Below are 11,730 nucleotides of genomic sequence, written 5' to 3' on the forward strand. Positions count from 1 at the left end.
TCCCTACACGACGCTCTTCCGATCTGAACAGTCTCATCAAGGCGTCCTGCCTTAAAGTTATAGCCCATTTGATCAAGAACTTTAAGGCTGAAATCCCGCTGTTTGTCCTTGGCAAAGTGTTCAAATAAAAAGCTGGTGTCCGGTTTATTCTGTGATTCGGAAATTTGCTGAACCAGAGGGACGATTTTTTCCCTCAGCTGTCCAAACACCTGATCAAGTGTTTCAACGGTAACACCAGGTTCATACATATCCAGCAGAGTATTATATTTGTTGCCTTCATATCCCCAATAAGAAATGAATCGTTTATTCATTTCAACAAGCTTTTCCAAATATGGCTGAAACATCTTAAAATCAGAGCCCGCCTTTGCATCTTCCCAAATGTTCTCAGCTTTGGATTGCAGGATGACATACTCCGTATATTCCTCTGCAGGAATTTTTTTATTCCGATCATAATCCCTTTTGCATTCTTCAAGAGTTTTCAATGTCACTTCAGTAAGATTTTCCCGGCCGGAAAGTTTCGCTATGTATGCAGCCATTTCCTCAGATGTTGACATTTTGAATACTTCTGAAGAGAGCATTCCAATCACTTCGGAACGCTGTTCCAGCCCCTGCTTGGGTGCCCCTGTCCGCATATCCCAATACATCAGCCCGATGGCTTCATTATAGGCCGTCATTTTTTTGACATAATCAAGGAATTGCTGTTCTGTCTGTTTTAATGATTCTGCCACAATTTTACCCCCTATATATCTAATATATTAACATTTTATCATACTTTTCTGAAAAGGAAGTCATCATAATCTTTTCCCTTTGCTGTTTTTCTTTTTAACCTGCCGGCCAAAGAGTTATAATGGTGTAAAGTGAACTAACCTAAAGTGAAACTTCAATTAGCGGGGGCGCTTTTCCCCGCTGATTATTAGTTGAATTTATCGGGCCCTTACGGGCAGTTTGGCCCCCCACTTATTCTCTTTTGATTCCTCTGAGTCCTAAAGTGAAGGTCTTACTGCCCGTTGGACGCGAGAAAGTGAGATAGCATGAAATATTTGATTTACTTTATCGTTATTGCAGCATTTATAGATACCTTTTCCCAGCTCCCCATTATGAGCCCTTTTGCCAAATCCTTTGACTCTTCACCAGCCTTTGTGGGATTAATTGTTGGGATGTATTCCTTCTCGAATATGATAGGCAATATTTTGGCAGGCTATTGGATAGATAAAAGCGGAGCAAAGAAAGTTTTGGTCTCTGGCCTTTCCTTAACTGGCATTATTGTAGTACTGTATACATTTGCTGAGACACCTTTGCATTTAATTACAGTAAGATTTTTTCATGGGTTATTTGGCGGCTTTCTGGTACCTGCAGCTTTTACAGTCATTGCAGACCGCGGAAAATCAGACAAACAGGGTAAAAAAATGGCTGTATCGGGTGCAGCTGTTGGCTTTTCTGCCATAGTCGGGCCTGCTTTTGGCGCTGTGATTGCTTCCAATTACAGCATAAACTGGGTCTTTTTAATTATAGCGGCAACGATGATCAGCAGTGCAGTCCTGGCCTTTGTGTTTTTGCCGTCAGGGTATCAGAAAAAAGTAAAAGAAGAAAGCTCTCATTCTGAAAAAATGCTTCCATTATTAAAGAATCCTATGCTGGCAGCAAGTTATTTAGGAGCTTTTTCACTCATGTTTGCTCAAGGGACACTTGCCTACCTTCTTCCTCTTCAGGTAGAAGCTTTGCAATTTGATTCGATATACAGCGGGATTTTATTAAGCACTTTCGGAATCACCGCCATCCTTATTTTTCTGCTGCCTATTAATAATATTTTTGATGCCTATAAACACCACAATAGCATGCTTGCAGGAATGCTGATTATTGGGATGGCCCTCGTTCTGCTAAGTTCAGCTTCTTCCCTTGTATTCATGTTTTTATGCATGGTTCTTTACGGCACCGGGTTTGCACTTTTATTCCCTTCCATTAATGCCCTTATAGCCAGCCATACAACAGAAAAAACAAGAGGAAAGGCGTTTGGCCTCTTTTATGCCTTTTTTTCTTTGGGCGTTGTAGCCGGCTCCACCCTATTAGGTTTATTGGGAGTAACTTTCAATATAGGTTTTTTGATCGCCGCAGCACTTTTACTGTTAACGGTATGCGGCATGTTCATATACTTTAAAAAGCGGAGTTCCCAATTATTAAAGAGCCGGGAGTGACCGAAAATGAAAGAATTAGTTAGCAGCTGCTCTGTTTGCGGCAAAGATCTATACTGTCTTGATGGATTCTTCAACGGAGTCCATAATGAAAAAAATGAAACAATCTGTTTTGAATGTATTGAAGAACAGGCAGAATCCGCAGAGTAAGCATCTGCGGATTTTTTTTGTCCTAATGATTTTTTTTCATAGATTAGTAATGCCTTTTGTAATATGTTCTTCGAAATATGATATATGTCACTTAGTTGAAGAGCTGCCGATGTTAAACTTAAAGCAATTAATAACAATTCTCACTGGCAATTGATTTCTGTTATTAGAACTAAATTAAACCATCTGCCAATTAAAGGAGAGATCAGAATGGAAAACAAAGTTATTGAACTTGATGTAAGAGAGGATATAAAAAATAAATTGGAGCCGTTCCAAAAAATCATGTCGGCGATAGCTGAACTTGATATCGATGATGTTTTTATACTTCATGCCCCGTTTAAGCCCATCCCTCTTTTTGGAGTATTAAAGGCTAAAGACTTCGAATATAAAGCTGAAGAAATTGAAAAGAAGCATTGGAAAGTGACCTTTACTAAGAGAGGTGCTTCAAAATGAAACTGGATAACCGGGGGCTGGAGCCGCCGCAGCCGATGATGAGAACACTCGCGGCTCTTGAAGATTTGACAGAGGGAGAAACCTTATCAATTATAAATGACAGGCGGCCCATGTTTCTTTATGAACAACTGGACGAAATGGGCTGCAAATATGTAACTTCCGAACAGGAAGACGGAAGCTTTTTAATTGAAATCAAAAAATAAGCAGGTGATCTCGTTGCTGGCCAATACAAAAAATGAGACCAATATCAAACTTCCTTTTTCATTTATTCTTTTCAGCCTGCTCTGTTTAATAGGATCTATGGCGCTCATTCTTTTTCAAGGGGAATCCATAATTAACAGTCATTTTCGTATACCCGCCATTTGGTCAGCGGCTCATTTGTTTATATTGGGCTGGGGGCTGATGACTGCAATGGGAGCCATGTATCAGCTCGTACCGGTGGCCTTTCTTACACCTATATGGAATGAAAAGTTTGGCTTTTTCCAATTTACGGTTACTGCATTTGGAATCTTATATTTTGCCCATAGTTTATTTCATACTCCAGAGAGCGCGATGCTGCCTGGGCTGATTACTTTAAGTGGCATCTTAATGTTTTTACTGCAAATGTTCATGACTATAAGGCAGCAGGCGAAGCCTAATGTATTGACTCTTTTCGTGGGAACTGCACTGATTAGTCTGTTAACTGTTATTCTAATGGGAATCATCCTGGTCTACAGCATGAAAACAGGATTTATTTCTGATTATTATCAAGCAGTCTTTAAAAGCCATATACTGCTTGGAACAGCGGGCTGGTTTACACTCCTGATTTTTGGATTTTCCTATAAAATGGTTCCCATGTTTTCCTTGTCTCATGGCTATAGCATGAAGCCGGCCAAATATGTCTTTACGGTTTATGCAGCAGGTCTGGCTGCCGCAGTTATCTCTTTTTTCACAGAGAAAAGTTCACTTCTTACCATTGCATTAATGATCCTTGCAGGCGGATTTGCATTCTTCACCTGGCACATGCTGCAAATCCTGCAGAAAAGAGTAAAGAAAAAGCTTGATTATTCATTTCGATTTGCTCTTCTCGCTATACTTGCAGGACTGGCCATCCACCTGGGGGCTTTCATATGCTCGTTAACCGGCAGACTTGAAAGTACCGTCGGGTATCTGGCATTTGCATATCTCATGCTTTGGGTAGCATTGAGCATTTGGGGTTATCTATTTAAAATTGTGCCATTCCTATGGTGGACTTGGAAATACAGCAAAGAAATCGGCAAAAAGAGTGTACCTTCGCTAAAGGATATGATAAATGACAAGGCAGCCATTCCGGTTCTTTCCGCTTTCATTCTCGGTATACTCAGTGTGACAGTCTCCATAGCATATAAACACCTTGTCCTGTTCCTATCCGGTCAGGTTTTAACGGCTGGCGCCAGCATTGTTTTCTGTTATTTGATTATTACTGTTTTAAAAAAATAGGAGGATATGAACTTGAATCCAAAAGAATTAGTTCTCAGCAATCTAAAAAGAGTAATGGATCCTGAGTTAAATATAAACGTGGTTGATTTGGGACTTCTTTATGATATTGATTTTCCCGATGATGGCAAGACAGTAATTACCATGACCCTTACAACACCCGGATGCCCGCTCCATGACAGTATTGTCAGCGGAGTAAAGTATTGCATCGAAGATCTGAAGCAATTTTCTGCTGTCGAGGTTAATCTTGTCTGGGAGCCTGCCTGGACCCCTGCCCTTATGACACCTGAAGCTAATCAGCTTTTGAGAGGTTAACAATAAGGCAGCGCCCGCTTGGGGCACTGCCTTTGTTCAGCTTTTTATGGATGGCTCTGAAGGCAGAACCCTTATTATCGTTTCACGCACTTCCTGGTTTTCATTTTTATTCATCAGAATATGAACGGTGCCCTTGTCTTCATGTGTTCTAATTAATCGCCCAATTCCCTGTCTTAACCGCAGAATCATATATGGCAGATCAACCTCTCTGAAAGGATCAGATGAACCTTCCCTTTTGGCTGTAAAGACCGGATCATGAGGAGGAAATGGCAAGCCAAAAATAAGCACATTTTCCAGGGATCTTCCCGGTATATCTAGACCTTCCCACAAATGGACAGAGCAGAGGACTGAATGCTCATCATTTTGGAAATTTGACACGAGGGTACTTATTTCTGCATCCCCTTCAAAAAAGATCGGCATACTCAATTTTCCCGATGCAAAGGCTTTGAATTCTGCCAATTCAGAAGGGCTGTTAAATAATACTAAAGCCCTGCCTTCTGTCAGCTTAATTTGTTCCAGAATATATTCCATCTTCGCTAAACATGATTCCTCTGCAAATTCCGGCATGCGAATGACCATATTTTCTTCATAGTCGAACGGGGAATCTACAGTAAAAGATAAATAATCATCTACTCCAAGGCTCTTTGCCATATAATCAAAGGATTTATTTTCTGACAATGTTGCTGAAGAGAATACAAACGGCTTCTTTTGGGAAAATACTTCTTCCCGCATAATATCTTCCACCATTCTTGGCATGATGACCAGGGTTCTTTCACCATTATTTTCTTCAAACCAGGTAATTCCTTTTAAATCCTTTAGGAATAGTGAAAGTGAGTATGCGATTTGCTCAAGATATTCTTCGACAATTTTTAAGTCATATTCATTAATAACGTACATTTCGCTTTCAAACACCAGTTCTTCCTCAAGTGTATTGATTAAGCTCTGCAGTTTACTGCCTTCTCTCATTACATCGGCAGTTTTTTCAATCGTTTTCTTGTCAGAGCCTGCGTCACCTGAAGCGGACATGGAAAGTGTTATAAAGAAATGCTCATTCTGGTAAATAGCATCCTCAATTATATTTAACGTTTTTTCACGTACATCATTAGCCATGAGCCTTGTCAAAATGGATTCCAGTATCTGCTCAGTAAAACGATAAGTCAGGGCCTTTTGGGAGGCATATTCCAACAAATGGCCTTCATCAAAAACCACACAGGAGCTCTCTGGAAGCAAGGGCAGCTGCCCTTCACGTTTTCTTGATTCCTTGGTCCAGATATGTTCCATATAAAAATCATGCGAACAAATAATCAAGTCTTTTGCGCTCCGGTAATATTCCCGATGGAGAGTTTGACCGCAGCGGTGGCGCTTCTCACAAGTAAAACAATCCTGGATTGAATCCCACGCAACTTTCGTCCAATGCTCATCCGGCAAATCAGGATAATCTTTCCGGTCACCATATCTCTCAAACTTTTGCATGGAAGAGCCTGTTTGAACAAAATCAGGAAGATCATCAAAAATACGGTTATAATGATCATGAACATCATTCGCTACGAGCTTGTCCAGCTTATTTAAACATAGGTACTGATCACGTGATTTTGCCAGCCTGACATCAATATTCAACCCCAGTGCTTTTTCCAGCTTGGCAATATCTCCTTCCTTTTTCACCAGCTGCTCGATTAAAGTCTCATCAGCACAGGCGATAATAGCAGGTTTGTTTATGTACCTTGCATAACTGATTGCATATAAAAGATAAACAATCGTTTTCCCGGTCCCAACACCGGCCTCAGCAAATATAACACTCTTGTCTTTAAATGCCTTCTCCAGCTGAAAGGCCATAAATATTTGCTCATCCCGAATTTCAAATCCTGCTTCAGGCAATATATCGTAAAAAACATCTCCGATCCACTCACTAAGCTTTTCGTAAAAAGATTCGCTCTTGGATACGGCAAAAGGCATTCGGTTAGACATGCTACCCCTCCGTAATTAAAAAGTTAAAGCGCCTTTTTATCCAGACGCTTTGATTTCAGTTCTATCATTATTTCATATTTAGATTGTTAATAATCAAATGAACATCATATAATTTTATCTCAAATACTGCAAGTGTCAAGATTTATAAAAAATCGTATATTGATCTTTCACATAAAAAAACAGGGGTGCTATTTAAGGCAGCCCTGCTCAATATTGACGATCAGTTGACACGTGACATAGAAAATGACAATGCCTGCTGCAGTTCGTCCTGTGCATTTCTTAGACTCTCCAGTGCTTCTGCTGATGGATCACCATCTCCCTGTATTGCTTCAAGTGTTCCATTCAGCGCCTGGGAAATTTTATAAAAATCGATGCTGGAATGCTTCATTGCCACCCCTCCTTAGAAAAGCGCAAGCGCCTTGCCCGCCCCCGACAATCCCTCGAGGGGTAGGCGCTGGAGCTAGACAGCTCTCGAAATAGAATATAGATTCTTATGGTATGAAAAAAAGAATCAGATAGAGATATTCTATACAGTTTCAGAAGGAATTATGCTTTTGTTTTTTAATACTATTTATTTCTTGGCGGTCTTTTTCCCCAGTACTGGTAATAGTCAGTGCGAATAAAACCATTGAAGAGCTTGCGTTTCTTAGTTGCCTTTTTTCCAAAGTGAGTTTCAAATTCTTCGTCTGAGGTCAGGATATAAATGGACCATGTGTCAAGAGAAGCAAATGCACTCCCCATTTCAGCATACATTCGCTGTACCGCAGACTTCTCACCAAGTCTTTCCCCATATGGAGGATTTCCGACAATGACACCATATTCCTTAGCAGTCGTAAAATCGCGCACTTGCATTTGTTTGAAGTTTATTAAATCTCCCAATCCAGCTTCAAATGCATTTTCTTCAGCTATTTTCACCATCCTGTGATCAATGTCAGCACCTGCAATATCGAGAGGCTGATCATAATTCGCCAGGTCTTCAGCTTCATTCCTTGCATCTTCCCAGACTTTTTCAGGTATCCATGACCATCCTTCCGATATGAATTCACGATTAAAACCTGGTGCAATATTCTGGCCGATTAACGCTGCTTCTATCGGGATAGTGCCAGATCCGCAGAAAGGATCTGCAAATGGCTTATCCGGGTTCCAATTAGTCAGCATAACCAATGCAGCAGCAAGTGTTTCCTTCAGTGGCGCTTCCCCCTGCCCTGCACGATATCCCCGTTTATGCAGGCCGCTTCCGCTGGCATCGATGGTCAAAAGCGCTACATCTTTATGAAGAGCAACTTCTATTTTAAATAACGGCCCATTTTCTTCGAGCCAGCCTGACTTGTGATACTTCGTTCTCATTCGTTCCACTATTGCTTTCTTGACTATAGCCTGACAGTCAGAAACGGAAAAAAGCTTGGACTTCACAGATTTTCCTGATACAGGAAATTCGGCATTTTCAGGCATATACTTTTCCCAGGGCAGCGATTTTGTTTTCTCAAAAAGCTCATCAAAACTTGTTGCTTTAAATTCTCCAACTTTTATGCGAATCCTGTCTGCTGTTCTCAGCCATAAATTCGACCGTACAATTGCAGCTTCATCGCCTTTAAATGTTATTCTGCCATTTTCAACTTCACATTCATATCCGAGATCGCGCACCTCTTTGGCAGCGAGTGCCTCAAGCCCCATAGCCGTTGTGGCGATTAAATCATATTTAGACATATTTTCACCTTACCTAAATTCTTATTTCTATATATGTATACCCAAACTGAACTTGGTTATTAATACATAAAGTATATCTGTTTACATACATAGCCGCAACGTATGCCTGTTTGGCCCCATTATTTTAGCCAGCATGGCAGAAAAGTAAAAAGCTCTCCCAAAAAGGAGAGCTTGAATTTATAACACTCATACTGTCTCACTAATAACGTTCTGTAAGCCATGTTTTGTACCGTAGTACTGCAAGCGACATATGTCTCGTACTCAGGTGGCAATCATCTATCTACAGGCATCTGCCTGTCCTTCCCGTTGTTCATTTCCTCAGGGAAAGTGCCCCTACCATCATTTGGGTTTCTCGCTCGCGGGGTTTACCTCGTTCCACCCCTTTCATTTCTGAAAAGGCTACGTCACTGTGGCACTTTCAAGGTATTCATGCCATATCCCGAAGGACTTAGGCATTTTCCCTGCCGTCAGCCAGAGCTAGCTCCGACTGCCCTAGCTTATGAATTCGCTAGGCACGAACACTACAGGCATCTCAGCCTGTGCGAGCATGGACTTTCCTCTACAATATAAAGTATATTGCAGCGATTACCCGAACGCTATTAATGATCACAATGAATATTATATGTAATCTGTGATGGAATAGCAATGGTTTTAAACAGGAAAAACTGACAATTCCTGTCAATCGTACAATTTACTGCCAAAAACGTGTTTTTCCAGATTTGATAATCTTTTTAGAATATCAAAATTGGTTGTACCTGCAGTTTGTGCTGCCGGTCTGCGTGAAGCTTCATCAACCTGTTTTTTCAATCTCATATTTTCCTGCTGAAGATCTTCAATTTCCTGATGGAAGGCTTCATAATCTTTAATGACCAAATCTAAGAACTTATCAACATCTTCAGGCTTATAGCCTCTCATGGCTGTCTTAAACTCTTTTTCCAAAATATCTTTTGCAGTTAATTTAATTTTATCGGATAGCATGACACTCACCTCAGTATATCGCCAATCATAATTAATACTATTTTTCCAGAGATATGTACATTTGTCAATTTATCTGAGCATTATTCAAATATGTCTCTCTGAGAGAATTGTTCTTCTTCTACAATCAATTGTAAATCATAAAAGGTGATTAGTCTAATGTCATATTCATTTTCTTCCTGATATTTTTTTGCGGTTTCATACAAATATTTAGGGCTGCCCTCTTTTTCCAAATCATAAAATAGAAGCAGCACATCACTTTTGCTGACAAAAAAGTGATTTTTTAATCTGAATTGCTGAGGGTTTTCATAAGGTTTTTTTGTTACTGAATCAATAAAATCAGCCTGAAGCAGTATAGATTCATACCATTCTTTGTTCGCATCCTTCCAGGACGCTTCCTGCTCCAAGAAAGGAGTAATGACTGCAAGCTTCAGGTCTTCGTAACCTTCCAGCTTAAGATCAGATACAACTTCAGCTGCCCAAAGCTCGGCACCCAGCTGCCCGCTGATGATAACCCACTCGAGCCCATCATCCATCAGCGAAAGCAGGCTTTTTCTTATGGCGCTTTTTATATAGCCGACTGCCGGGTCATCATTTTTAAATATCCCTACTTCAAAAGGCTTGTACCCCGAAATAACTGCTACTTTTGCCAATTGCAAAAACTCCTTAAAGAAATCTGCCTGGGACTTATTTTAGTACCATTGATATTTATATAAATAAAACAAGGGCATAAAGCCCTTGTTTATTATCTGCCGGAAAAACTCGGCCCTTGTTTTGGACCCATACCGGTTGATGCTCCTGCTACGCCAGTACCTGGTCCGCCATACCCAGGACCCATTCCCATGCCTGGGCCCATTCCCATACCTGGACCCATTCCTGGGCTATATGCACCTGCCACGCCTGGTCTTGGTCCCATATTAACATTCGATTGTGTCACCTGGTTCACGTTAGACTGCGATTGCGGGAAAGAATGCTGATTCTCATAGTTAATGTGGTTTACATGAGTATGATGTGTAGGATGTATGTGTGGAACCACAATGTTCTGGAACGAATGAGTTACACAGCATTTTGTCGGATGAACAACAGCAGGCATCACCTGCGAAGGTCTTGGTCTGCAATACATATAAAGATCCCCTTTCGAAATTGTTTTTACATTAACAACCTATGTGAGAAAGAGTAATCTTGTACTAATGAAAATACCTATTTTTTAGGTACTAGCCCTAGAGCATACTGTAGAAACTGTCTTTTAAATTGGAGAAAACGATTGCTGTAGTGAAAATTACAAGGAAGAATAAAAATAAGATTGCTTTATACATTTTACCAGCCCCACTATATAAAATTCCTAAAAAAGTACCACACAAGTTATAATTTTACCTGTTAGGAGAAGTACATACAACTAGGAAATAGTGGATTTTTTTGTCTGGTATATTAAAATTATGTTACAGGGAAATTTAAGTTCGATTAAACTTTCGTTCAAGCCGTACAATCCGCCGATGTAATTCTTCCTGTTTAATTTTTAGCTTTTCTGTTTCGCCACCTGAGATTTCTTTCATCATGTTAAAAGCTTTTTTTGCGTACATAATAGCCTGGTCTATATCCTTTAAGCGATGCTCATAGATCTTGGCCAGTTCAATGCATGATATTACCTTCATATTCATCAAGCCTTTTTCAGCAATATCCTTCCATAATTTTGCCGCCTCATCCCAGTTTTTATGTTTCTTATGCTCAAAAGCCAGTGCAAACCTGGCATTCAAAGCTTCAGAAGACTCTCCTCCGGATATTTTATTAAAGGCTGTCTTCGCCTGTGAAGATTCACCCAGTGTTGAAAGCCATCTTCCTACTTCATAGACCTCACGAGGAGTCTGTTTTTCATCCAGCTGCATTATTTGGAAAGAAAGATGTGTATACAGACTGATCAAGGATAAAATATCTATTTCATTATGTTTTATGATTCCCAGCATTCCTTCAGGATTTTTTCTTTCCACAAAATCAAAATAGATCATCGGTGCCAGAAAACCCGGAATATCATCCTTTCTTTCAATCCCCAAAACATCCTTTTCTACTGCACCAAGTTTTATCCTCTCGAGTTTGTGCTTCCACATTCTTCTTGCTGCATGATACAAATCAAAATGGCCAAATGGAGGAAGTTTTGGTACATGCTCCCTAAGAAGGGTATGCCTTGTTTTTACCTGCGGCCAGTCGAAAGCCTTCCCGTTGTATGTCACCATTGTTGAATAATCAATGCTTTCAAGAAAGCTCTTATACAATGGAATCTCGGCTCCAGGTTGAGGAAGGATATGCTGCTTCAGCTTTATTTTACTCCCGTGCAGACTGGCTTGGCCAAGCAGGAATATAGTATTGCCAGTACCTCCGCCCAGACCTGTTGTCTCTGTATCAAAAAAGAAAAGATTCTCCGGCCCATGACCGGCAGCAGACAGGGGATGCCTGATGTCTGAAGAATTCCAGGCCTCCACCGCCGCTGTAAACTGTCCAAAAGAATAGATTCCATGCATTTGATCAAGGC

13 protein-coding genes, 1 other RNA gene and 1 pseudogene are annotated in these 11,730 nt (G+C 40.5%); 6 read left to right on the forward strand and 9 right to left on the reverse strand.

What is annotated here, in order from left to right:
* Positions 1-728 (reverse strand): annotated as a pseudogene (locus tag ACEQ1T_RS25490) (carboxypeptidase M32); the annotation flags it as partial.
* Positions 729-1,031: 303 nt separating this feature from the next.
* On the opposite strand from ACEQ1T_RS25490, the gene ACEQ1T_RS25495 reads away from it, so the two are divergent.
* The 6 genes from ACEQ1T_RS25495 (at position 1,032) to ACEQ1T_RS25520 (ending at position 4,559) form a co-directional block, all read left to right on the forward strand.
* Entirely contained in the window at positions 1,032-2,192 is a 1,161-nt protein-coding gene (locus tag ACEQ1T_RS25495; RefSeq protein WP_206838089.1) for an MFS transporter, read from the forward strand.
* A gap of 6 nt (positions 2,193-2,198) precedes the next feature.
* A complete protein-coding gene (locus ACEQ1T_RS25500; protein ID WP_206838091.1) occupies positions 2,199-2,339 on the forward strand; it encodes a hypothetical protein in 141 nt (46 codons plus the stop codon).
* 207 nt (positions 2,340-2,546) lie between these two features.
* Entirely contained in the window at positions 2,547-2,789 is a 243-nt protein-coding gene (locus ACEQ1T_RS25505; protein WP_206838095.1) for a DUF2249 domain-containing protein, read from the forward strand.
* Positions 2,786-2,992 (forward strand): DUF2249 domain-containing protein, encoded by a 207-nt coding sequence (locus ACEQ1T_RS25510; protein ID WP_206838097.1) that lies wholly within the window; start codon positions 2,786-2,788, stop codon positions 2,990-2,992. Before ACEQ1T_RS25505 ends, ACEQ1T_RS25510 begins: the two co-directional genes overlap by 4 nt.
* On the forward strand, positions 2,976-4,247 hold the full coding sequence (locus ACEQ1T_RS25515; RefSeq protein ID WP_370225352.1) for a hypothetical protein: 1,272 nt from the start codon (positions 2,976-2,978) through the stop codon (positions 4,245-4,247). The genes ACEQ1T_RS25510 and ACEQ1T_RS25515 overlap by 17 nt, the downstream gene beginning before the upstream one ends.
* Positions 4,248-4,259: 12 nt before the next feature.
* On the forward strand, positions 4,260-4,559 hold the full coding sequence (locus ACEQ1T_RS25520; protein ID WP_370225353.1) for a metal-sulfur cluster assembly factor: 300 nt from the start codon (positions 4,260-4,262) through the stop codon (positions 4,557-4,559).
* A gap of 36 nt (positions 4,560-4,595) precedes the next feature.
* Here the strand turns inward: ACEQ1T_RS25520 and ACEQ1T_RS25525 are convergent, their stop codons facing one another.
* The 8 genes from ACEQ1T_RS25525 to ACEQ1T_RS25560 all read right to left on the reverse strand — a co-directional run.
* The gene (locus tag ACEQ1T_RS25525) at positions 4,596-6,524 is read right to left on the reverse strand and encodes an ATP-dependent DNA helicase (protein WP_206838102.1); all 1,929 of its coding nucleotides are present in this window, start codon (positions 6,522-6,524) and stop codon (positions 4,596-4,598) included.
* A gap of 220 nt (positions 6,525-6,744) precedes the next feature.
* On the reverse strand, positions 6,745-6,912 hold the full coding sequence (locus ACEQ1T_RS25530; protein WP_206838105.1) for a hypothetical protein: 168 nt from the start codon (positions 6,910-6,912) through the stop codon (positions 6,745-6,747).
* A 179-nt stretch (positions 6,913-7,091) separates the two neighbouring features.
* Positions 7,092-8,231, reverse strand: coding sequence for a class I SAM-dependent RNA methyltransferase (locus ACEQ1T_RS25535; protein ID WP_206838107.1), 1,140 nt, complete (start codon positions 8,229-8,231; stop codon positions 7,092-7,094).
* A 208-nt stretch (positions 8,232-8,439) separates the two neighbouring features.
* Positions 8,440-8,828: RNase P RNA component class B (rnpB, locus tag ACEQ1T_RS25540), an RNA gene on the reverse strand.
* Positions 8,829-8,909: 81 nt separating this feature from the next.
* Positions 8,910-9,209, reverse strand: a complete 300-nt coding sequence (gene gpsB, locus ACEQ1T_RS25545; RefSeq protein WP_113884602.1) for a cell division regulator GpsB — start codon at positions 9,207-9,209, stop codon at positions 8,910-8,912.
* Positions 9,210-9,289: 80 nt separating this feature from the next.
* On the reverse strand, positions 9,290-9,859 hold the full coding sequence (locus ACEQ1T_RS25550) for a DUF1273 domain-containing protein (protein ID WP_206838109.1): 570 nt from the start codon (positions 9,857-9,859) through the stop codon (positions 9,290-9,292).
* Between the two features lie 92 nt (positions 9,860-9,951).
* A complete protein-coding gene (locus tag ACEQ1T_RS25555; protein WP_206838111.1) occupies positions 9,952-10,329 on the reverse strand; it encodes a CotD family spore coat protein in 378 nt (125 codons plus the stop codon).
* 328 nt (positions 10,330-10,657) lie between these two features.
* A partial coding sequence (locus ACEQ1T_RS25560) for a ribonuclease H-like domain-containing protein (protein WP_370225355.1) occupies positions 10,658-11,730 on the reverse strand: 1,073 nt, incomplete at its 5' end.

Source organism: Cytobacillus sp., from assembly GCF_964223445.1.
In the GTDB taxonomy this organism is placed as follows: Bacteria; Bacillota; Bacilli; order Bacillales; family Cytobacillaceae; genus Cytobacillus.